The 23268-nt window shown below is 58.8% G+C and carries 18 protein-coding genes and 2 pseudogenes; 12 read left to right on the top strand and 8 right to left on the bottom strand.

The features are described 5' to 3' along the window. Positions 1-51 precede the first annotated feature (51 nt). The 10 genes from AC07W5_RS03260 to AC07W5_RS03215 all read left to right on the top strand — a co-directional run bounded on the left by AC07W5_RS03260 (position 52) and on the right by AC07W5_RS03215 (position 11053). On the top strand, positions 52-513 hold the full coding sequence (locus AC07W5_RS03260) for an Lrp/AsnC family transcriptional regulator (protein WP_008067391.1): 462 nt from the start codon (positions 52-54) through the stop codon (positions 511-513). Positions 514-721: 208 nt separating this feature from the next. Continuing rightward, the gene (locus AC07W5_RS03255) at positions 722-2404 is read left to right on the top strand and encodes a flavin monoamine oxidase family protein (protein WP_495022774.1); all 1683 of its coding nucleotides are present in this window, start codon (positions 722-724) and stop codon (positions 2402-2404) included. A 12-nt stretch (positions 2405-2416) separates the two neighbouring features. Then, positions 2417-3211, top strand: coding sequence for a carbon-nitrogen hydrolase family protein (locus AC07W5_RS03250; protein ID WP_494990575.1), 795 nt, complete (start codon positions 2417-2419; stop codon positions 3209-3211). A 48-nt stretch (positions 3212-3259) separates the two neighbouring features. After that, positions 3260-5734, top strand: coding sequence for a pyrroloquinoline quinone biosynthesis protein PqqF (pqqF, locus tag AC07W5_RS03245; RefSeq protein ID WP_495022773.1), 2475 nt, complete (start codon positions 3260-3262; stop codon positions 5732-5734). A gap of 154 nt (positions 5735-5888) precedes the next feature. Then, the gene (gene pqqA / locus AC07W5_RS03240) at positions 5889-5963 is read left to right on the top strand and encodes a pyrroloquinoline quinone precursor peptide PqqA (RefSeq protein ID WP_020295432.1); all 75 of its coding nucleotides are present in this window, start codon (positions 5889-5891) and stop codon (positions 5961-5963) included. Positions 5964-6034: 71 nt separating this feature from the next. Continuing rightward, a complete protein-coding gene (pqqB, locus tag AC07W5_RS03235) occupies positions 6035-6946 on the top strand; it encodes a pyrroloquinoline quinone biosynthesis protein PqqB (protein ID WP_495022772.1) in 912 nt (303 codons plus the stop codon). Between the two features lie 137 nt (positions 6947-7083). Further along, positions 7084-7836 (top strand): pyrroloquinoline-quinone synthase PqqC, encoded by a 753-nt coding sequence (pqqC, locus tag AC07W5_RS03230; protein WP_495022771.1) that lies wholly within the window; start codon positions 7084-7086, stop codon positions 7834-7836. After that, entirely contained in the window at positions 7833-8108 is a 276-nt protein-coding gene (gene pqqD, locus AC07W5_RS03225; protein WP_495022770.1) for a pyrroloquinoline quinone biosynthesis peptide chaperone PqqD, read from the top strand. The genes pqqC and pqqD overlap by 4 nt, the downstream gene beginning before the upstream one ends. Beyond that, entirely contained in the window at positions 8080-9252 is a 1173-nt protein-coding gene (gene pqqE / locus AC07W5_RS03220; RefSeq protein ID WP_494990580.1) for a pyrroloquinoline quinone biosynthesis protein PqqE, read from the top strand. Before pqqD ends, pqqE begins: the two co-directional genes overlap by 29 nt. Continuing rightward, positions 9218-11053 (top strand): S9 family peptidase, encoded by a 1836-nt coding sequence (locus AC07W5_RS03215; RefSeq protein WP_495022769.1) that lies wholly within the window; start codon positions 9218-9220, stop codon positions 11051-11053. The genes pqqE and AC07W5_RS03215 overlap by 35 nt, the downstream gene beginning before the upstream one ends. A 50-nt stretch (positions 11054-11103) precedes the next feature. Here the strand turns inward: AC07W5_RS03215 and AC07W5_RS03210 are convergent, their stop codons facing one another. The 4 genes and pseudogenes from AC07W5_RS03210 to AC07W5_RS03195 form a co-directional block, all read right to left on the bottom strand. After that, positions 11104-11424 carry a helix-turn-helix domain-containing protein gene (locus AC07W5_RS03210; RefSeq protein WP_494990582.1) on the bottom strand — a complete coding sequence of 107 codons (321 nt, stop codon included), beginning with the start codon at positions 11422-11424 and terminating at the stop codon, positions 11104-11106. Next, positions 11417-11772: pseudogene (locus AC07W5_RS03205) on the bottom strand (type II toxin-antitoxin system RelE/ParE family toxin). Before AC07W5_RS03205 ends, AC07W5_RS03210 begins: the two are co-directional and overlap by 8 nt. 240 nt (positions 11773-12012) lie before the next feature. After that, positions 12013-12333, bottom strand: a pseudogene (locus AC07W5_RS03200) (aspartate aminotransferase family protein); the annotation flags it as partial. Then, complete coding sequence (locus AC07W5_RS03195) at positions 12330-13028, bottom strand: MOSC domain-containing protein (protein ID WP_495011972.1); 699 nt, start codon at positions 13026-13028, stop codon at positions 12330-12332. The gene AC07W5_RS03195 and the pseudogene AC07W5_RS03200, both read right to left, overlap by 4 nt. 101 nt (positions 13029-13129) lie before the next feature. On the opposite strand from AC07W5_RS03195, the gene AC07W5_RS03190 reads away from it, so the two are divergent. Then, positions 13130-14059, top strand: a complete 930-nt coding sequence (locus AC07W5_RS03190) for a LysR family transcriptional regulator (RefSeq protein WP_494990584.1) — start codon at positions 13130-13132, stop codon at positions 14057-14059. 249 nt (positions 14060-14308) lie between these two features. On the opposite strand, the gene AC07W5_RS03185 is transcribed toward AC07W5_RS03190, so the two are convergent. The 4 genes from AC07W5_RS03185 to AC07W5_RS03170 all read right to left on the bottom strand — a co-directional run bounded on the left by AC07W5_RS03185 (position 14309) and on the right by AC07W5_RS03170 (position 21148). Beyond that, complete coding sequence (locus AC07W5_RS03185) at positions 14309-16087, bottom strand: acyl-CoA dehydrogenase C-terminal domain-containing protein (protein WP_495011973.1); 1779 nt, start codon at positions 16085-16087, stop codon at positions 14309-14311. Between the two features lie 193 nt (positions 16088-16280). Beyond that, positions 16281-17570: a GGDEF domain-containing protein gene (locus tag AC07W5_RS03180; protein WP_495022768.1), complete on the bottom strand. Its 1290-nt coding sequence runs from the start codon at positions 17568-17570 to the stop codon at positions 16281-16283. 387 nt (positions 17571-17957) lie between these two features. Beyond that, positions 17958-20099 carry a cytochrome-c peroxidase gene (locus AC07W5_RS03175; protein ID WP_495022767.1) on the bottom strand — a complete coding sequence of 714 codons (2142 nt, stop codon included), beginning with the start codon at positions 20097-20099 and terminating at the stop codon, positions 17958-17960. 656 nt (positions 20100-20755) lie between these two features. Next, positions 20756-21148 (bottom strand): hypothetical protein, encoded by a 393-nt coding sequence (locus AC07W5_RS03170; protein ID WP_495022766.1) that lies wholly within the window; start codon positions 21146-21148, stop codon positions 20756-20758. Between the two features lie 297 nt (positions 21149-21445). On the opposite strand from AC07W5_RS03170, the gene AC07W5_RS03165 reads away from it, so the two are divergent. Further along, positions 21446-23200 (top strand): hypothetical protein, encoded by a 1755-nt coding sequence (locus AC07W5_RS03165; protein ID WP_495022765.1) that lies wholly within the window; start codon positions 21446-21448, stop codon positions 23198-23200. The last annotated feature ends 68 nt before the right edge of the window (positions 23201-23268 follow it).

Below are 23268 nucleotides of genomic sequence, written 5' to 3'. Positions count from 1 at the left end.
GTGCGAGTCTGTAACATGCTCGTCCACTGATGCATGCTGCCGGAGAAGACCTTGCCTGACACCCGCCCTCCCGTTCTCGACGAGATCGACCGCCAATTGATCGCTGCGCTGCAGATCAACGCCCGTGAAAGCGTCGCCATGCTCGCCCGGCAGCTGGGCATTGCCCGCACCACCGTAACCTCACGGCTGGCGCGGTTGGAAAAGGCTCGGGTGATTACCGGCTACGGCGTACGTCTCGGTCAGCGGGTGGTCGATGGCGGGTTGCAGGCGTACGTCGGGATCACCGTGCAACCGCGCTCCGGCAAGGAAGTGCTGCGACGGCTCAGCGCCATGGCTCAGGTCCAGCAACTGTGTGCGGTCAGCGGTGAGTTCGATTACGTGGCGTGGCTGCGCACCGATTCGCCGGAACAGCTCGACCAGTTGCTCGACCAGATCGGCAGCGTCGATGGCGTAGAGAAAACCACGACCTCGATCATCCTCAGCAGCAAGATTGATCGTGGGCAGCCAGTTTAAGGGTTTAACCGAGCCTTTGGGGACGGCGATTATCCCCTGCGCACATTGAGCCAAACATTCATTTAGCTCAACATTCTCGTCATATTGCTAAATTAGCATCCAGATTGACGACACATTGCGTCTTATTAACGTGCTCCAGGCTCCCTAGAATGGCTGTCATCTTTTCCTATACTCAGCGCTCAACGCCGAGTCGACAGCAAGGTCAGCCATGAACAAGAAAAATCGCCATCCTGCAGACGGTAAAAAACCAGTCACTATTTTCGGCCCGGACTTCCCCTTCGCTTTCGATGACTGGATCGAGCATCCGGCAGGCCTGGGTAGCATTCCGGTGCAAAACCACGGCGCCGAAGTGGCGATCGTCGGTGCCGGGATCGCCGGGCTGGTGGCGGCTTACGAGCTGATGAAGCTGGGCCTGAAACCCGTGGTGTATGAAGCCTCGAAAATGGGTGGCCGTTTGCGCTCTCAGGCCTTTGAAGGAGCTGAAGGAGTCATCGCCGAACTGGGCGGCATGCGCTTCCCGGTGTCGTCCACCGCGTTTTACCACTATGTCGACAAACTCGGCCTGGAAACCAAACCCTTCCCCAACCCACTGACGCCCGCCTCGGGCAGCACAGTGATCGACCTCGAAGGCCAGACCCACTACGCACAAAAACTCGCCGACCTGCCGACGCTGTTCCAGGAAGTCGCCGACGCCTGGGCTGATGCACTGGAGGAAGGTTCGCGCTTCGGCGAGATCCAGCAAGCGATCCGCGACCGCGATGTGCCACGTCTCAAAGAGTTGTGGAACACGTTGGTCCCACTGTGGGATGACCGCACGTTCTACGATTTCGTCGCCACCTCCAAAGCCTTCGCCAGGTTGTCGTTCCATCACCGCGAAGTGTTCGGCCAGGTGGGCTTCGGCACCGGTGGCTGGGATTCGGACTTCCCCAACTCGATGCTGGAAATCTTCCGCGTGGTCATGACCAACTGCGATGACCACCAGCACCTGGTGGTCGGTGGTGTCGAGCAAGTGCCGCTGGGCATCTGGCGCCATGCACCCGAGCGTTGTGCTCATTGGCCGGAAGGCACCAGCCTGAGCTCGCTGCACAGCGGCGCACCGCGTACCGGGGTGAAACGCATTGCCCGCGCCGCCGATGGCCGCTTCAGCGTCACCGATAACTGGGGCGACACCCGCGAATACGCTGCGGTGCTGACCACCTGCCAGAGCTGGTTGCTGACCACCCAGATCGAGTGCGAAGAGTCGCTGTTCTCACAGAAAATGTGGATGGCACTGGACCGCACGCGCTACATGCAGTCGTCGAAAACCTTCGTGATGGTCGACCGGCCATTCTGGAAGGACAAGGACCCGCAAACCGGTCGCGACCTGATGAGCATGACCCTCACCGATCGCCTGACCCGTGGCACCTACCTGTTCGACAACGGCGACGATAAGCCGGGGGTTATTTGCCTGTCGTACTCGTGGATGAGCGACGCACTGAAAATGCTTCCGCAACCGATCGAAAAACGCGTGAAGCTGGCGCTTGACGCGTTGAAGAAGATCTACCCCAAAGTCGACATCGCGGCGCGCATCATCGGCGATCCGATCACTGTGTCCTGGGAAGCCGATCCGCATTTCCTCGGCGCCTTCAAGGGTGCACTGCCGGGTCACTATCGCTACAACCAGCGTATGTACGCGCACTTCATGCAGCAAGACATGCCCGTTGAGCAGCGCGGGATCTTTATCGCGGGCGACGATGTTTCATGGACGCCGGCGTGGGTTGAAGGCGCGGTACAGACGTCGTTGAATGCGGTGTGGGGCATCATGAAACACTTCGGTGGCGAAACTCATGCGCAAAACCCGGGCCCGGGCGACGTGTTCCATGAAATCGGCCCGATCGCACTGGCCGAGTAACGGGAGTCCGATATGCGCGTAGCTCTCTACCAATGCCCGCCGCTACCGCTGGATGTCGCGGGTAATCTGCAACGTCTGCAAAAACTGGCGATGAAAGCCAAGGACGCTGATTTGCTGGTGCTGCCGGAGATGTTCCTGACCGGCTACAACATCGGTGTCGAGGCGGTCGGCGCTCTGGCCGAGGCGCGAGACGGGGCCTCGGCGCAACACATTGCGGGCATCGCCAAGGCTTCGGGTATCGCCATTCTCTATGGCTACCCGGAGCGGGCCGACGACGGTCAGATCTACAACGCCGTGCAAGTGATCGATGCCAAGGGCCAAAGCCTGTGCAACTACCGAAAGACGCACTTGTTCGGCGAACTCGATCACTCGATGTTCAGCGCCGGCCCGGATGAATTTCCATTGGTGGAATTGAACGGCTGGAAACTCGGCTTTTTGATCTGCTATGACCTGGAGTTCCCGGAAAACGCCCGCCGCCTGGCCTTGGCCGGTGCCGAGCTGATTCTGGTGCCAACGGCGAATATGGTGCCATATGACTTTATTGCCGACGTCACCGTCCGCGCTCGCGCCTTCGAAAACCAGTGTTATGTGGCCTACGCCAATTACTGCGGCGATGAAGGTGACATCCACTACTGCGGCCAAAGCAGCATTGCCGCGCCAGATGGCACTCGCATCGCCCAGGCCGGTCTCGATGAAATGCTGATCGCCGGAACGCTGGATCGTCAGTTGATGCTCGACTCCCGCGCTGCCAATCGCTATTTCCTTGACCGCCGCCCCGAGCTTTATGGCGACCTGAACAAGCGCTGATCGGACGTTATCCGCTAGCATGAGTGCTTCTCTGTCCTGGAAGTGCTCATGCCCGCGCTGAACCACCCCCACCATCACACTGAAACCCTGGCCAACGGGCTGCAGGTTTCACTGCGTCACGCACCACATTTGAAGCGCTGCGCAGCCGCGTTGCGAGTTGCCGCTGGCAGCCACGACGTGCCGCTCGCCTGGCCCGGGCTCGCGCACTTCCTCGAACATCTGTTATTTCTTGGTACCGCGCGTTTTCCCGCAGACCAAGGATTGATGGCCTACGTGCAAGGTCACGGCGGACAAGTGAATGCGCGCACCAGCGAGCGCACCACGGATTTTTTCTTCGAATTGCCTGCACAGGTGTTTGAAGGTGGAGTCGAGCGTTTGAGCGACATGCTTGCCCACCCACGCCTGCACCAGGCCGATCAACTGCGCGAACGGGAAGTGCTGCACGCCGAGTTTATCGCCTGGTCTCGGAATGCATCGGCGCAACAACAGTTCAGCCTGTTCAATGGCCTCTCTGCGGCCCATCCGCTGCGGGCCTTTCATGCCGGGAATCGCTATAGCCTGCCGGTACCGCACCCGGCTTTCCAGCAGGCATTGAGCGCGTTCTATCAACGCTTCTATCAGACCGGTCAAATGACCCTGAGCCTGGCTGGGCCACAGCCTGTTAGCGAGTTGAAGGCCCTGGCGGAGGCGTTCAGCGCTACCCTCGCCACCGGCCAGAAGGTGATGCAGAGTGCGCCCCCTGCATTGATGGCGACCGCCGACACCCGTTATCAACAAGCTGGCGAGCACTGTCTGAACCTGCTGTTTGCCTTCGAGCAGCTACCCGACTCATCACCAGAGGCGCTGGACTTTCTGTGTACGTGGCTAAACGCCTCAAAACCCGGCGGGTTGCTCGCCGGGTTACAAGGTCGCCAACTGATCGATACCCTGAAAACCGCGCCGCTGTACCAGTTCGCCGGGCAAGCGTTGTTGAACATTGAATTCACACTCACCGCCAGCGGATCGAAACAACATCCGTTGATTCATGAGCTGTTTTTCGACTGGCTCAGCTTCTTCAACGAGAACGCTGACTGGCCTCAATTGCGCGAGGAATATGCCTTGCTGCAACAGCGCAAACAGCAGGTCAGCGGCGCACTGGAGCTGGCCCGTCTGGACAAAGAGCAATGGGAGCCGGGCTTGAGCGAACAAGGTGTCGCCGCACTCAAAGCACTCTTGAAGCAGATGCAGCCAACCTCTGTAGATAAACCAGCAGGCGCCTGGCAGCTGCCACCGCCCAACCCCTTTCTACGCCAAGTCACTGCACCCGCCCGGGCCGGGCTGATTCGCGGGCAAACCAGCGCTCACCGCGGCCTGCGGACCTTTGCCCAGGATCGCTCGCGCGGGCGGCGTGATAATTCGAGCATGCTTTTCAGCCAGCAACTGCCAGACAATACCGGCGAAGCCGCTGTTTACCTGCGCTGGCGCCTGGACTCTGCGATGCAGGCCAGCCTTCAGCCGAAGCTCGAAAGCAGCCTGTCGGACTTGCGAGAAGACGCCCGTCAGGCCGGTGTCGATTTTTCCTTCAGCGCGCAGGGCAATGAATGGCTGCTGAAACTGTCCGGCGTTCATGGGCCGATGCCGGCGATTCTCGAACAGGCGTTGCAGCGTCTGACAAAACCCGACGCCGACTTCTGGCAAGAACATGGCGAGCCAACCAGGACTCCCCCGCTGATCCCCATTCGGCAGTTGCTAAAAGCGCTGCCCGAGCATTGCCTGGGATATTCCCAGCAGCCAGCGCAGCAGGCAGTCACTGTGACCGAACTGCAACAACTCTGGTCGAGCGCTCGCTGGGATGGGTTGGCACTAGGTTTGCCTGCCCACACACAGACCGCGATCAGTGGCGCACTGAACCGAATGCCGGGCATCCCCGACAACCAGGTATCACCTGCGCGATCGATTCGCTCACAGCGTCTATGGAGTGAGGTGCCAACCGAGTCCAGCGAACACGCGCTGTTGCTGTTCTGCCCGACACCCACCCAGGACATTGCCGACGAAGCCGCCTGGCGTTTACTCGCGCAGGTTTGCCAGTCACCTTTCTACCAGCGCCTGCGGGTGGAGTTGCAACTGGGTTATGCGGTCTTCAACGCGGTGCGGCAGATCAATGGGCAAACCGGGCTAGTGTTCGGCGTGCAGTCACCAGGCACTTCATTGCGCGACATCCTCGAACACATCGAAATCTTCCTTCAGCGGATTCCTGAACTAATCTTGGCTATTGATGATTCGTCTTTCATTCACCAGCGTCAGACACTCGCGGCACAATTGGACAGCAGCGCCCTGCCCGTCGCCCAAGCCGCTGAACTGCTGTGGCAAGGCAGATTGGCCGGCCATCCGCTGGATTACCTGGAGCCATTGCAAAAGGCTGTTTTGACGCTGGACCGACGCACAGTGCTGGACGCCGCTCACCGACTGAATCAGGCCGAAGGCGGCTGGAGGTGTCTAGCCAACGGGCCGTCCCCGGATGACTCCTGGCAAGTGGCAAAATGATCATTACCGGGCTGCAATAAGCTTGCTTCAAGAGCAGAGGCTAATCACCAGCTGGAACTTGCCAAGATAGCCACCTGAGCATCTGAAATCTCCCACTGGAGGTGGACTCTATGTGTAGGTGTCAACCGTCCCACCCACCTGAAGGAGCAACACCATGTCCTGGTCCAAACCCGCTTACACCGACCTGCGTATCGGCTTTGAAGTCACCATGTACTTCGCAAACCGTTAATTTGTAGCGCAGTGCAACGCCTCGGCCAGCCGGGGCGTTTTTATGTTCAGCTTCTGTGTGAAGGAGCGGTCATGTTTGTCCGGATTCTGGGTTCCGCTGCCGGCGGTGGTTTCCCGCAGTGGAACTGCAACTGCGTGAACTGTGCAGGCTTTCGCGACGGCAGCCTGAGGGCCGAGGCGCGTACTCAATCATCCATCGCGATCTCCGATGATGGCGTGAACTGGGTGCTGTGCAACGCCTCGCCGGACATCCGCGCACAGTTGCAGAGTTTCGATCCGATGCAACCGGGCCGCGCCCTGCGCGATACCGGGATCAGCGCGATCATCCTGATGGACAGCCAGATCGATCACACCACCGGCCTGCTCAGCCTGCGCGAAGGTTGCCCGCATCAGGTCTGGTGCACCGACATGGTCCATGAAGACCTGAGCACCGGCTTCCCGCTGTTCACCATGCTCACTCACTGGAACGGCGGGCTGAGCTGGAATCGTATCGAGCTCGACGGCACACTCACCATCCCGGCCTGCCCGAACCTGCGCTTCACCCCCCTGCCACTACGCAGCGCCGCGCCGCCCTATTCGCCGCATCGCTTCGACCCGCACCCCGGCGACAACATCGGACTGATCATCGAAGACCTGCGCACCGGCGGCAAGCTGTTCTACGCCCCTGGCCTGGGCAAGGTCGACGCACCGCTGCTGGAAATCATGGCTGGCAGCGACTGCCTGCTGGTGGACGGCACGATGTGGGATGACGACGAAATGCAGCGTCGTGGCGTCGGCACCCGAACCGGTCGGGAAATGGGACATCTGGCACAGAACGGCCCCGGCGGCATGCTGGACGTGCTGGAGCGGTTGCCCAAGCAGCGCAAAGTGCTTATCCACATCAACAACACCAACCCGATACTCGATGAAGACTCGGCCGAACGTGCCGAACTTGTACGACGAAATGTCGAGGTGGCTTACGACGGAATGAGTATTGAGCTGTAACAGGGATCGTCTCACGATCAATCGCGGGCAAGCCTCGCACCTCCTGAGACCGCAATTCCCTGTGGGAGCGAGCTTGCTCGCGATGGCGCCCGACCAGACGACATAAAAATTCACGGTTGTTCCGCTGGAGAACCGAAATGCCTGACACACCGCTGTCCCCCGCCGAATTCGAACAGGCGCTACGCGCCAAGGGCGCCTACTACCACATTTATCACCCCTACCATGTGGCGATGTATGAAGGTCGGGCGACCCGCGAGCAGATCCAGGGTTGGGTCGCCAATCGCTTTTACTATCAGGTGAACATCCCGCTCAAGGACGCCGCGATCCTGGCCAACTGCCCGGATCGGGAAGTGCGCCGCGAATGGATTCAGCGTCTGCTCGACCACGACGGCGCGCCCGGTGAAGAGGGCGGCATCGAAGCCTGGCTACGTCTCGGCCAAGCCGTCGGTCTGGACCCGGATCAGCTGCGCTCCCAGGAACTGGTCTTGCCCGGCGTGCGCTTTGCCGTGGACGCCTACGTCAACTTCGCCCGCCGGGCCCGTTGGCAGGAAGCTGCCAGCAGCTCGCTGACTGAACTGTTCGCCCCGCAAATCCACCAGTCGCGACTCGACAGTTGGCCGCAGCATTACCCGTGGATCGACCCGGCCGGTTATGAGTATTTCCGCACTCGCCTGGGCCAGGCTCGACGTGATGTAGAACATGGTATGGCGATCACTCTGCAGCACTACACTACTCGGGAAGGCCAGGAGCGCATGCTGGAAATTCTCCAGTTCAAACTGGACATCCTTTGGAGCATGCTCGATGCCATGAGCATGGCCTACGAACTGAACCGCCCGCCTTATCACAGCGTGACCGGGCAACGGGTCTGGCATAAGGGAATCACCCTATGAGCTTCGATCGCGGCAAGATCCCGAGCTGGCGGGCCGGCTACCGTTACCAGTACGAACCAGCGCAAAAGGGCCACGTGCTGCTGTACCCCGAAGGCATGATCAAACTCAACGAGAGTGCCGCGCTGATAGGCGGCCTGATCGACGGTGGGCGCGATGTCGCGGCAATTATTGCCGAACTGGACGCCCGGTTCCCCGGAGTACCCGAGCTCGGTGACGACATCGAACAATTCATGGAGGTCGCCCGTGCCAAGCACTGGATCGAACTCGCCTGAGCAGGCTCAGCCGCTACCGCCCAGGCCTGAGATCGGCCTGCCATTGTGGCTGCTGGCCGAGCTGACGTACCGCTGCCCGCTGCAATGCCCCTACTGCTCAAACCCGCTGGATTTCGCTGAGCAAGGCAAGGAGCTGAGTACCGAACAGTGGATCAAGGTGTTCCGCGAAGCACGGGATATGGGCGCCGCGCAGTTGGGCTTTTCCGGTGGCGAACCGCTGGTGCGTCAGGACCTGGCCGAGCTGATCGGTGAAGCCCGTAAACTCGGTTTCTACACCAACCTGATCACCTCGGGCATCGGCCTCACCGAGCAGAAAATCAGCGACTTCAAGAAAGCCGGGCTGGACCATATCCAGATCAGTTTCCAGGCCAGCGACGAGCAGGTGAACAACCTGCTGGCCGGCTCGAAAAAAGCCTTCGCGCAAAAACTCGAAATGGCCCGTGCGGTGAAAGCCCACGGCTATCCGATGGTGCTGAACTTCGTCACCCATCGGCACAACATCGACAAAATCGACCGCATCATTGAACTGTGCATCGCGCTGGAAGCGGACTTTGTCGAGCTTGCCACCTGCCAGTTCTACGGCTGGGCGCAGCTCAACCGCGTCGGACTGTTACCGACCAAAGAGCAACTGGTTCGTGCCGAGCGCATCACCAATGAGTACCGCGCCAGACTGGAAGCCGAAGGGCATCCCTGCAAGCTGATTTTCGTCACCCCGGACTACTACGAAGAACGCCCCAAAGCCTGCATGAACGGCTGGGGCAGCCTCTTTCTCACCGTGACCCCGGACGGCACCGCCCTGCCGTGCCACGGCGCGCGGCAGATGCCGGTGCAGTTCCCGAATGTTCGCGACCACAGCATGCAGCACATCTGGTACGACTCGTTCGGCTTCAACCGCTTTCGCGGCTACGACTGGATGCCCGAGCCGTGCCGCTCCTGCGATGAAAAGGAAAAGGACTTCGGCGGCTGCCGCTGCCAGGCATTCATGCTCACGGGTGACGCCAGCAACGCTGACCCGGTGTGCAGCAAGTCAGAACATCACGGCGTGATCCTTCAGGCCCGCGAAGAAGCCGAACACGCTACCCAGACCATCGAACAACTGGCCTTTCGCAATGAACGAAACTCACACCTCATCATTAAAGGTTGAACCCATCAGCGCCGCCGAAGCCGTTGCTGCCGGTATCGACTTCGCTGAATTGCGCGTCGGCCCGCACGGCCTGTTCTGGAATGAATACCGTCCCGAAGACGCTACCTGCCGAATCTGGTACCGGCACGACGGCCAGGCCAACTGCCTGACGCCGTCGGGGTTCAGCGTACGCAGTCGAGTCTATGAATATGGCGGCAGTTCGTTCTGCCTGAGCGTTGACGGGCTGGTGTTCGTCAACGAAGCGGATCAACAGCTTTATCGGCAATCGCTGCAAGGTGAGACGCCCCAGGCGTTGACCCAGGGCGAGTGCCGCTATGGCGATTTGCAGTTCGCTGACGGCCAGGTTCTGGCCGTCGAGGAAAACCACAATCAACACCGACTGATCGCTATCGATGTCGCCAGTGGACAACGCCGGTTACTGGTTGAAGGCGCCGACTTCTATGCCGCGCCGACCCTGAGCCCAAACGGTCAGCGACTGGCGTGGATCGAATGGAGTCGCCCGCACCAGCCGTGGACCTCTACGCGATTGATGGTCGCCGAGCGTCAGGCCGACAGCAGTTGGAGCGCGCCGCGCTGTGTAGCCGGTGATGGCACTGAAGAATCCCTGCAACAACCTCGCTTTGATGAGGCCAATCGCCTGTATTGCCTGACCGATCGCGGCGGTTTCTGGCAGCCATGGATCGAATCCGAATCAGGCTTGAACCCGCTCTCCAGCGCTGAAGCGGATCACGCACCCGCGCCTTGGCAACTGGGTAGCAGCACATGGCTGCCGCTGGGTGAAGGTGCCTATCTGGCGAGCTGGACCGAGAATGGTTTTGGCCGACTCGGACTGTGCCAAGGCGATGGTTCGCTACAGGATTTCACCGGCGACTACAGCCGCTTTCGCAATCTGGCGCTGGATGAACAGTTTATTTACTGCATCGCTGCGTCACCAGTCAGCCCATCAGCGGTGGTCGCCATCAACCGCGACACTCATCGAGTCGAGGTGTTGGCTGGCGGCGTTGCGCCGTTGCCCGCCGACCAGATCAGCTGTCCGCGAACCTTGCGCTACCCAAGTGGCAAGGGTGAAGCTCATGGTTTTTTCTACCCCGCCATGAACGGCGCCACTAAACCGCCTCTGGTGGTGTTTATCCATGGGGGCCCAACCTCCGCCTGCTATCCGATGCTCGATCCACGCATCCAGTATTGGGTGCAACGGGGCTTTGCCATCGCCGACCTCAACTATCGCGGCAGCACCGGCTACGGTCGTGCCTATCGACAGGCGTTGCATTTGAGTTGGGGCGCAGTGGATGTCGAGGACGCTTGTTCGGTCGTCGCCTACCTCGCTGGACAAGGGTTGATCGACGGCGAAAAAGCCTTCATTCGCGGTGGCAGTGCTGGCGGTTACACCACCCTGTGTGCACTGGCATTTCAGAATGTATTTCGTGCCGGCGCCAGTCTGTACGGCGTCAGCGATCCGACCGCCCTGGTCCGCACCACCCACAAATTCGAGGGTGATTACCTCGACTGGCTGATCGGCGACCCCGAACAGGACGCCGAACGTTACAACGCCCGGAGTCCACTCCTGCACGCAGGCAATATCCGCGTGCCGGTGATTTTCTTCCAGGGTGAGCTCGACGCAGTGGTCGTGCCGCAACAGACCCGCGACATGATCAAGGCCTTGCAGGACAACGGCCTCCCGGCCGAAGCGCATTACTACCCCGATGAACGTCATGGCTTTCGCAAGGCCAGCAATCTGGCCCATGCGCTAGAGCAGGAGTGGTTGTTTTATCAGCGGGTGATGGAGCTGATGGATTTGTAATCAGTCGATGCCACCCAGGCGTCCCGAAAAAATCGTTCGAACGCGCCGCTTCAAGCGAGTATTTCGATACCGTACTTCTGCACGATACTCAGTAGCTTGAGCGCCATGCCACTGGGGTGCTTGTCACCCGACTCCCACTGTTTGACGGTGGAGGCGCTGGTATTCAGATAGCGCGCGAACACTGGCTGGCTGACATTGCTGCGCTCGCGCAATTGTTTGATTTGCTCCGCTGGAATTTCAGCAGGCACCGTCGCCAGGCATGATTCATCGAATTGGCGCATGGTGGTCTTGCTGATAGCCCCGACCGAAAGCAGAGCACTGGCCGAATCATGGATCGACTCAAGTGCTTCACTCTTGAATTTCCTACTCATGGTTTATCTCCACAAACTCTTTCATGTCCAACAACTGCTGGACTTGCCTGTCACTCAGGCCCTCATAGGCCTTGGCCAACTCCCGGAAAGCAACCAGCTCCGACCTGCTGATGTTGCTTTGGTTCTGCTTGGCAAACAAAAACTGAAAATCCAGTAACAACTACCCTTAGCCAAGACAATCGAGCGTTGGCGATATGCGTCCAAGCGTTTCTTCCACACTCCGCCGCCGAGATTGTCAGCCTGTCCGCTGAGCATTTCGCTGAATGCAGCAATCGGGGCTGCGTCGCAAATCAACGCTTTGCTGGCTTTAGTCGCAAAGCGTTTGGTCTTGAATAACCTGAACATCATAGACATCCATTTCAAAAACATACCACTCAGTGGTATATATCTCCAATGTCAGCCACTGTGGAAACTTTCGCAGTGGCAGCAGCCGTCCATGCCGATCCCGTTAAAAAGCCATTGTTCTAACAATCGCTCAAGCACGAGGTGGTGTTTCGCAAAACGCGGAGACAAAAAAACGCCCCATGCCAAAAGAATCAGGCATGAGGCGACGCGTTATACCGCGAGACGGTTCGGGAGTCAGAGAGGGGCCAAATTGAGCTGAGCGCGATGGTGCAGACCGGCACCCGGATTGATCAGCGCCTGGGCCTGAGAGGCAATGGCATTCACTAACACCGAAGGGCTGTGACCAAGACTGTTGGCCGCACCAGCTTGAGTGAAATCCAGATACGCGCGGTCTGCGCTGTCCCACAGCCAGGAACCCTGGCCACGAACAAAAATCTGCCGGGGTCGTTCGACACTGGGCATCAGGCACTCGCTGGAAAGGTTATCGCACCGGGATGACCAACACTGATCCGCCGTTAAATCATCAAGGCTTGGGGAATTGCGACGCAGGTTGAACAGACTCATGCACGCAGCCCCTCAAGCGGTAGGCCGAGCAAACGTGAAGACCAGTCTTCGACCCGGCCAGTGCGCATGCGCTTGATCGCAATATCGCGCCAGCGTGAGGACAGCGTCGGGCAATCCACCAGTTTCTTCAAACCTGCATGCTCCAGAGGCTCCTGATAAAAACAGCGTAAGGCCCAGGCCACGGTCAGCCCGGGGTAGCTGCGCTGGATCAGCTCGAATGGCTGATCGGCACTGACGAAACCAGGCTTGAGCACTCGATAGAACCAGCCGCAACGACCTGTGTCCTGCGCCTGTTGCGGCAGAGACTGCAACCCCCAGCGATGGCTCAGGCGATAACACGGCGAACGCGGCTGGCTGATCTGCAGCAAAGAGCCGCCCCAGCGGAACATGTCGCCCAGACACACCTGCTCCTCCGTCAAACCATGGGTCGAGAGGTTTTCGCCGAACGCCGGTGCACACCAACCGATCTGTGGATAACGTTTGCGCCAATAGACATAGTGCTCGGCCGGGTAATGATGCAGAGCGCGTTCCGGGCCGGTGTGAAAACGCGGATCGCCATGCTCATCGCTGCCCAGGCCTTGCGGCCACAGCCAGAGTCGATTTTCAACCCGGTGCTTATCCGTATCGCTGATTAAACCTTGCCCGAGGTTTTTTGCCTTGCCTATGTAAACACCATCAACGTAAACGGTATTCATCGCGCTCTATGGCCCTGTAAGCCTTGTGAAGGCGGTTAGACTAGGCTTCTGAACGGCCATGGGCCATTTCGATTTTCCAGCTTCTTCGATAAGAATTACTTATGGATTTCAAACAACTGCGTTATTTCGTCGCGGTGTATGAAGAAGGCCATGTGGGACGGGCCGCAGAGCGCTTGTCAATCTCCCAGCCGGCGCTCTCGCAACAGATTCGCCAACTGGAACAGAACCTCGACGTCAGCCTGTTCGAGCGCAGCAGCAAACGCCTATTGCCGACCCTGGCCGCCCACACCTTGTATAACCACGCCCTGCCCTTACTCGATGGCATGCAGCGGGCCCGTGAGGCGCTGCGCAACTTCAAGGGGCAGGCGCTGCGAACGCTGGCCATCGGCGTACTGCAGACCGTACACACCAGCCTGGTGCCACAAATGCTGGAGCGGGTGCGCAAAGCGCAACCGCACCTGGTGGTGCAGATCTATGAGCTGACGGGACTTGAAATCGAAAAACGGCTGCTTAACGGTTCACTGGACATTGGCATCAGCTATCTACCGCCGCGCCAACCGGGGCTGCAGGGTGTGCTGTTGTATGAGGATGAGTTGACCCTTGTCATCCCGGCCGAGCATCCGCTGCGCGAATTCAAGAAAGTCTCAATGAGCCAGGCTGCAGAATTACCAATGTTATTGCTGGGAGAGGAGTTCCAGGTGCGGCAGATCTGGCAGGCGCAATTGGCCAATCTCGGACGACGCCCGCAGGTGCAGGCAGAACTGAACAACATGGCCGGGATTCTCGACAGCCTGCCCCACACAAAACTGGCCACCGTATTGCCCGGCCGCTCCCGGCAGGAACACAGCAACAAGGCGTTGCTATGGAAACCGTTGAGTGAGCCGCGGGTACCGCTGAAAGTCGGTCTGGTGTGTCGCGATGTACAACGTCAGCAAGCCACGCTCGAACTACTGCGCACTTTGCTGGAAGAGGTGATGAATGGCCCGGACGGACGGATGGCGAGCCCGGCAACACTGGATGTGCTGGGCTGAGAGCAGGTTCCTTGCCACAACAACTTTTCTCGCCACAAAAAGAAAACCCCGCCGAAGCGGGGCTTTGCAGACTGTTTCCCTGACATCCATTTCACTCCGCCATCCTGGCAGAATCCTACGTGTCCGTGTTGTTGCTTTGCGCTTCCTGCGCGACGTCCATGTGAAGTAGATTAGCTGTGGATCCAATCCTAGGCTATGGGAGAACGACAGTACGTAATGTAAGAGAATGCTTACATTAAGTAACATTCTTCAGAACTGCGCCGCATCCAGCAGAAACAGCGATTCACTGCCCGCCTTGACCGAAGCGCTCAGCGAGTGAATCCGCGGCAACAGGCGGGCGAAGTAGAAACGTGCCGTGCCCAGTTTGCTGGCGTAGAAGTCATCCTGCGCTTCCTTTCCGAATGCCGCCTTGGCCATCAATGCCCACATGTAGGCGTAGGCCATATAGCCGAATGCCTGCAGATACTCGACCGACGCGGCACCAATCTCGTTTGGATTGTTCTTCGCGCGGTCCAGCAGCCAGGCCGTCAGCTCGTCGAGGGTATCGACGGCATCATTCAACGGTTTGCTGAACTCGGCCAGGTCGGCACTGGCGGTCGCAGTGAAATGACGAATCTCGTCGGCGAACAGTTTATAGAACGCCCCGCCACTACCGACGATCTTGCGACCCACCAGGTCCAGCGCCTGAATACCGTTGGTACCTTCGTAAATCTGGGTAATGCGCACGTCACGAACCAATTGCTCCTGGCCCCACTCGCGGATATAGCCATGGCCGCCGAAGATCTGCTGGCCATGAACGGTGGTTTCCAGCCCCAGGTCGGTGAGGAATGCCTTGGCGACCGGCGTCAGCAAGGCCACCAGATCATCAGCGCGCTTACGGGTAGCGGCGTCTTCGCTGAACTTGGCGGTGTCCAGTTGCATCGCCACGTAAGTGGAGAACGCACGGCCGCCTTCATTCGAGGCTTTCATGGTCAGCAACATGCGACGCACGTCAGGGTGGACGATGATCGGATCAGCAACTTTGTCCTTGGCTTGTGGACCGGTTGGCGAACGGCTTTGCAGCCGATCACGGGCGTACTCGACCGCGTTCTGGTAAGAGCGCTCGCCAGACGCCAGGCCTTGAATGCCGACGCCCAGACGTTCGTAGTTCATCATGGTGAACATCGCCGCGAGGCCTTTGTTCGGCTCGCCGACGATGTAACCCACCGCCTCATCGAAGTTCATCACGCAGGTGGCGGAAGCCTGGATGCCCATCTTGTGTTCGATCGAACCGCAGGTCACCGGGTTACGCTCACCCAGGCTGCCATCGGCATTGACCATGAATTTCGGCACCAGGAACAGCGAGATACCTTTAGGCCCGGCCGGTGCGTCCGGCAGCTTGGCCAGCACCAGATGAATGATGTTTTCGGTCAGGTCGTGCTCACCGCCGGTAATGAAGATCTTGGTTCCGCTGACCTTGTAGGAACCGTCGGTCTGCGGCTCAGCCTTGGTGCGGATGATCCCCAGATCGGTCCCGGCATGAGGTTCGGTCAGGCACATGGAGCCCGCCCAGACGCCGGCGTACATGTTTGGCAGGTACGTAGCTTTGAGCTCTTCGCTGGCATGGGTGTTGATCGACACACAGGCGCCAGAGGTCAGCATCGGATACAAACCGAAGGCCAGGCTGGACGAGTTGATCATCTCTTCGACCTGGGCCGAGACCGCCTTAGGCATGCCCATGCCGCCGAAAGCAGGATCGCCACCGACACCCACCCAGCCACCTTCAGCGTAGGTCTGATATGCCTGTGGGAAACCTTGCGGCGTGGTGACCACACCGTCGCTCCAACGGCAGCCTTCTTCGTCAGCATTACGGCTCAGCGGCGCGATGCTTTTGCTGGTGACTTTGCCGGCTTCTTCGAGAATCGCCTCGACGGTTTCAGCATCAACTGTGTCAGCCAGAGCAGGCAGTTCGGCCCAGAGTTTGGCGACCTCGAAAACTTCATTGAGGACGAAGCGCATATCGCGCAGGGGCGCTTTGTAGTCAGCCATGGCAAACCTCGTGAGAACTTGACAAGTGATTCGTAGGATCGGTTTTACGCTAGATCCCGAGTGTAACCGAACAACTTTTAAGACACATAGGGTCAGCTAGTGACTATTTTGTAAAGTTTAGTCATCAAGACCAGGCTATAGATTTTCAGTGTAGGTGCGTATGTTTCGCGGGCAAGCCTTGCGGCGCCGACACTCAACCCGCTGCGGCGTCCATACGCACTGCGCCACGGCGGTTTTGACCGAATGCCATGACGCAGTTACGCCCCGCACCCTTGGCACTGTACAGCGCCTGATCCGCCGATTTGAGCACTTCTTCCGGGGTTCGTTGCTCGATCCGCTCGGCCACCCCGATGCTGACCGTTACCGAAACGCTGGAGGCCGAGGCGCCGGCCCGGCGCTGTCGCCCCTGCTGATCGTCCTGAGGGCGGCTGTCCTGGTTGCGCAAATGGATGTCGTAGGTAGCAATCGATTCGCGGATGACCTCAAGGTGCGGCATGCACTCTTCCAGGGTCTTGCCGGCGAATACCAGAGCGAACTCTTCACCACCGTAGCGATAGGCGCGTCCACCGCCGCTGATTTTCGACAGTTTGCTGGCCACCAGACGCAGCACCTGGTCGCCGACGTCGTGGCCGTGGGTGTCATTGAATTTCTTGAAATGATCGACGTCACCCATCGCCAACACATAGTTGCGGCCCAGGCGCTGCAAGCGTTCGTTCAGGGCGCGGCGTCCGGGCAGGCCGGTCAGCTCGTCGCGGAAGGCCATTTGATAGGCTTCGTGAGCGACCGCCGCAGCGATCATCAACATCACCTGGCTGCACATGATGTTCAGGGTGAACGGCAAAATGAAGGTCTTTGGCAACATCCAGAACAGCCCGAGCAAACCCACCAATTGCGCCGCATGCAGCGGCCTTGGGTTGCTCCAGTACTGCACGGCCAGCAGCAGGAACGCGGCGAAGAACACCGGGTAAGACAACTGGATCAGACTTATCCAGCTGCCATACAACGCTGGCCAGCGGATCTCCGCCAACCAGGCCAGCAGCGCTTGCGGAAAACTTTGCTCCAGGCTCAGCGCGACACTGCCAAACACCAGCAACACGGCGAAGCGCGCCACCATGTCCTGAAACAAATGAGTGCGCTCCTGCCAGGCGGCGAACAATCCATACAGCAAAGGCAGCAGCAGGCAACACAGATGGAACACTACCGCAGCGTCTTCACGGACTTTTCCGTTGTCGCGGTAATAGTCGGTCTGGGTGTCGAGCAGAAAATAGGCGGTGTACACCGTGACCATCAGAAACAGTTCACGCTGACGTCGATAAACCGCGCAGTAAGAACCGCCAAGCAACAGTACCAAGGTCGGCAGCACGTTGAACAACGAGGTGAAGAAGACGTTGAGATCCTTGACGTAGGCAGCCGCAAGCCCCGCGAGCAACAACAGTAATGAGGGCAAAAAATGACTGAAACGTACAGCGCTGGAACGCGGCAAGGGTAAAACTCCGACCCGGCAAATCAATAGATGGCATTGTGCCTGCATTTCTCGCAATTAAGCACACACAGAGTGACGCGCATCACACTGCACACCCTTTAACGGCAGCAAAAGCGTTCTACTTAGCGTTTTAGTCGGGAATTTTTTGCGATTAAGTCGGTGCTGCTGGGTCCTGCAGGAGCGAGCGGTGCGGCGATCCGACTTGCCCGCGAAACAGACGCTGCGGTCCTGCAGATGGACCGCATGGTCTTTCATCGCGGGGCAAGCCGCCTTGGAACGCCGGTTTCCCGAGGTACCTCCTGACCCGGTTTCAGCTTGTCCCTGGGCCGCTGGCTCTGCCCGCAGACCTGCACGACGTGAGATCCAGCAGCACGGAGGTCATCCAGATCAAAGGTCGTTGTTGAACGGCTGCAAAGGCCCCTCTTTGATGGTGCGACCTTTTGCACCGACGGCTTTGAGCGACAACCGCGCATCTACCGCCTGCGAGCTCGTAATCTTGGGATTAAGCGGCCGTGCCACCACGGAGTTTTCGTCACCCAACTCGCCTTGTGGAATCACAAGCGACGGATGATCGAATGGCGCTCGCTCCCAGGCGACCCGCGGATCGGTCAACCCGACCTCCAGGAACTTGACCAGTGCGTCCATTTCCGTGGGGGTAAAGTTTATAGGGGCAATATCCGGATCGAGGTTCGAGGTGTTGTGCTGATTCGCGCCGGGATTATCGAATCCACTGGTGTTGTTCGCATCCTGGCCACGCCGATCACCGCCGCGGTTGTAGAACTCTACGACCTGTTGGAGCGTCGCCCGGCTGCCATTGTGGAAATACGGCCCGGTCAAAGCGATGTTGCGCAGCGTCGGCACCTTGAAGGCGCCATCGACGGCATCACGGAAGCCGATTTTGGGCGTGAGCGTCGGGTCACAGGGTATCGCCGAACTCAATGGCACTGCGAACAAGCACACGTCGACAGTAAAAGGGTCAGGCACCTGGCCGCCTTGCAGCTGGGTGTTGTATTGGCGAGTGAATGACAGCGGGTTACCCCATGGATCCTTATCGCCGACCCCCACGTCCTCAGAGGTCGGGCGCACACCTATGTTGTAGAAGGAGTTGTCATAGAGTGTGGTCAGGCCGTCAGCCATCACCATACGTTCGACGCGCTCATGGGGCGAGAGGCGCAAACGGGTGGCTGCGCCGGTCAATTCCGGCCCGCCGTGGCAATTGATGCACCTGCCCTTGCCGGTGAAAAGATTCATACCCTCGACTTGCTGGGCATTCAATGCCTGACTATTACCTTGCAAGTAGGTATCCAGCGGCGTCTGATCCGAGACCAGGGTGGATTCGTACATCTGGATCGCGAGCCCGAAGAAGAGCGGGAAATTGGCCTCCATCTGGCTATACGGCGCGCCACCCAGCGAAACCTGCTGCGTCGCGTTCCACAGCCGTGGCTGGAAGGCCTTCTGGACCAGTGCACGATAGGAAGGTCGGTGGCCGACAGTGGGGGCCAATACCGAATCGGTTAATGAGATCTGCTGCTGCTTGAGTATCAGATTGTCGAGCATGCGTCGACCGATGTCCGCGAAGGTGCGCCCGCCGCAGGACATTTCGACTGGGCTGCCGGGAGGTCCCACGGCCTGCGAGGCGGCAGAGGCATCGTTGAGTGCTAGTCGCACCTTGGTCGCAACCCCGCTGGCATCGTTGGTGACGAAGATGCCAGCATCAGGATCGCGATTGCCGAACGGCGAGAAGCCATTGAAGACGTTGTTGGCCCGACCATCCCAGAAATTGCGCACGTTGAAGGCGGCGTTGATCACCGTAGGTGCGTTGCGCCCGGTACTACGACGGACATTGATGCCATTGACCTGGAAGATACCGTCCGGCTGCCGCGTGCAATCGTCGAAACGCGATTGACGCGGCCTGACGAAGTTGGCGTCGAACACGCCTTGTGAGCCGGTCACATCGTCGGTCGAATAGAGGATCGGTGAATTGCGATCGAGCGGATCGGCCAGCACATGGGTCGGAAAGTCGGTTTTCTTGAGCGTGTAGTTCGGGCCGCCCTTGCCACCGGATCTGGTCGTGTATGAGGCCACGTCGCCAGGAATGTCGGCCGCTGCGAACGGCTTGTTGAAGAGCGACGCGACGTTCGCATTGGTGTTTCTCTGGCCGGGGTTGATCTGGTTGGTGATCCGGTGATCGGCCCCGGCGTGAAAGTGGCAAGTCGCGCAAGCGGTGGAGCCATCGCTGCCGACCTCCATGTCCCAGAAAAGGGCCTTGCCCAATTGGATCACCGCTGTGCGATTTTGCACGTAGTCGCCCATCAGAGTGACTTCACGTCCGCCTTCGGTTCCCGAGGGGTCGGGCGGTGTGATACCGCGCAACGACTGCAGGGTGGGTAGTACATCCAGCGCCGGTGGCACTGCAGGGACGATCTGTGGCACTGCTGTAGCGGCGAGGGTACTCTTGAAGGGCAGACTGACTGCAACCAGGCCGCCTGCGATCGCGCAGGTCAAACGGACAGTTCGAAAGATGTTCATGTGCTTCATCATGATCACACTCCGGGTTCGGGGGTTGTCCCGTTGCGAGATGAACTCCTGGCCAGAAATCTTGCTGCTCGCGCGAGTTATAACACCGACCCTAAGTTGGCTGGCGTGAGGCGTAGTCGAACTGGCAAAGTGCTCTCTTTCCCTAGGCTAAATTAAAACGCTCTTTGTCGCCCCGTGGCGGGCGTCTAGGTGGACTGTAGCTGTAATGGAAAATTTTAGTAGTCGAATTTCAAATATTTTTTTTGTCGAGCGAGCAATTCGTTAGTTTAAACAACAACCGAGCGCAGATGAACAGCAACAAGCAGAAAGAGCGGTTACCCCCCCTCAACTTCGGTGTGAAATTCCCCACTATTGGGTGCAATCCCCCAGTAGCATCCGCGTCTTGATTCACCCAGGATCTCAGCCAACAGCCAATGTTTACGGAGCCTTCATGGCAAATTAAATATTTTTCATACGGCTGGCAGAGTAAATGCAAAGTGGGTTCACCCATCCATAAAAGTTGGAGAGTCGGGAAATAGCAAGTGCCCAATATGCGTGATGATATGGACCGTTGGTTTGCGCCATGAATACCCTGAACATACGAGCGCCCAGGTCGCACTACATTGGTTATCGGCATTGATTATTCTATGATCATTGAGTGCCGATTCTTACGCTGCCTTATTCAATGTATCGGCAGACGTCAAACTAACCATTACCACATTGAATATTTCGATAACGACATTGCTCATACTGTTTTTTATGGCGCGTGTATGTTTGCGCTTTAACCATTTACGCAAACACTCGTCCAGGCCGGGTGAATTACCGGTCGCCTTTGTCCTGCTCTCGAGCCCGCGAGAAAGGCTTAATCGACAACTCACGACGGCCAGCGACATCAGACGGGCTATCCAAGCCAATCCCTGTACTCCCCTCCCCCACACAAAATCACAAAAAACACTGCGAGAAAAAATCACTGCTTGCTCGGTACCGGTACGAGCGATCTGCGGATGACGGTTGAGGCCGTTCGCCTGGGTTGTGGCCTGGCACAGCAGGCCTGCCCCCATCCTCAACTTCGCGCCACACTCCCCGTGTCTGGGGACATCTCCCCCCACTTCTGCGCTTCGAACAGGCCTGTGCGGAGTGCAAAAAAAAACGCCACAGCCAGCATTTCCGCGCGTTAGCGACTGATTGTGCAATTAGGCACGACAACTGCTTTACACGCTCCAGGCTCAGGGAAATATCTCTCGCGAGCCCCAATTCGACGCTGCTCTGCTCCGTATTTTTTGCGCAAGCCTTAGTGCATCACCGGGTAGGCGAGTCGATTGACCGGCAACTGGCCCAGCAAGATATTGGAGAGGACCATGAGCATACGTGAAAAAGCAAAAACGCTAGCCACACCACCGTTTCACAAACGATTCAACGGCATCATCGCTCGTCCCACACTGATCGCCGGTGCGGTCGCCTTCGCACTGGTCCTTGGGGGGGGAGGTTATGCACTTGCCAAGGGTGGGACCGCCAGGCCCCCCGCCCCGGGCGCAACAACGCAGTTCCCAACGCCCACGCTCCCTGACCCGCTATTCGCGAACCCGAATGCGGTTCACCAATTCGACGTCGTTGGCTTTATCCAGAACATGACCCTGGACACCAGCAATGCGGGCTGCCCTAACACCAGCGCCCCTGGCCGCTTTGGTGGTACGGTCCAACTGAATGGCGTCACGTATACAGTCCCTTGCAACACTGTTATCCAGATGCCGGCCAATACCCTGACGTGGGCCCAATTCGTCAACGGCGGATCGCTGGCGCTCAATAAAGTCCCGCCTGCTTACCCATCGTTCGAGATCCATGTGGTTGGCAATACCGTCGGCACCAAGCAAATCGCCGGGCTGATCACTGTCTCCCAGCAATCAGTCAACGCCGGCAGCGGCGTCATCACCAACATCGACTACGCCACTGGCAACATCCAGGTTGACAGCGGCAACCCGCTGCAGCCGACGATCATCCAGATCAACGATCCGAATGGACGCTTTGGCCGTCCCCAGAGCCCTGACCCTCGCTTCTCCGTCGATGACGCCAACCCGACTATCTACGCCGGCACCGGCTACCCGATGTGCGTGCCACGCACGGCAGGTGGGAGCGACGCACTCTGCCCAGAGAAAAACCGGCCAAAGGTCGTTTCCGCGACCAGCTCTAACAACTGCCGAAACTTCAGCCAGGCCGGCGTAGTTCCCCCTGCAAGCGGAGAGCTTCCCCCGCCGATTTTGGGCCAGCTCTATTGCAGCCAGTACGTCATGAAGAGCTTCAGCGATCCTACACGCACGGCGACGGACCCCGACCCGACCCAGCAAGCGCCGTTCGAAGTCGGCGACTTTATCAAATACGCTGGCACGCTGTTCAAGTCGACTACAGTGGGTGCCCCGGACTTCATCTCGGCGCACACGATAGAGGCCAGCATCGGGATCTACACTCAGCCTGGTACGCAGCCCAGCTACCTGGCTATCGGAGGGTTTGGCATCGGCAGCGCCGACCCCGCGGCGACGGCTATCAACGGTGCGGCGCAGGAGACGGCGAATCGGATTTTCCTCGAAGCATTGACTACCGACGTCAAGACTCCGGTCGACATTTACCTGATGGACGTCGATCCCTCGACCGGCGCGCAAACCAACCGCTGGGTGACACCTTATGAGATGACGGGTGAGTGCAACCCTGCACTGACCCTTCCAACGAGCTGTTTCGGTGCCTCGGGTGGCATCACGACCCAGAACGTTGGCCCTCAGCCGCAACGTGCCAGGATTCGGGCGACCAAGGCGCCGCTTGGGCTCCTCAGCCAGCCAACTCGTACCCTGCGCGTCATGGTGCGCTCACTCTGCGTTCCGACGGCGACCGCCAGCCAGACTGTAGTGGACAGTTGCTTGCAAAATGCCAGTAAGGTAACAGTGGCCAACGGTCTGATTGCGGGACAGTATGTGGCGCCGGTGTTTGAGTTCATCTTTCCGGAAAACATCAGACCGGGCGACCCCATCGTCCCGAACGACTTCTGGCACCTGCCGTTCCTGCGCAATGGGGAAGGTGCAAGCACCCCGACTGGCGTCGGCCCGCTGGAGCCTACCCCGTGGTGAGCATGGTCTGACTACTCAGGAGCAAAGCCTTACAAGCCCGGATGCAAGGTCCGGGCTTTTTTCATTCA

It is taken from the genome of Pseudomonas sp. GW821-FHT01E05, from assembly GCF_059422425.1.
This window is presented reverse-complemented; position numbering and strand designations above follow the sequence as displayed.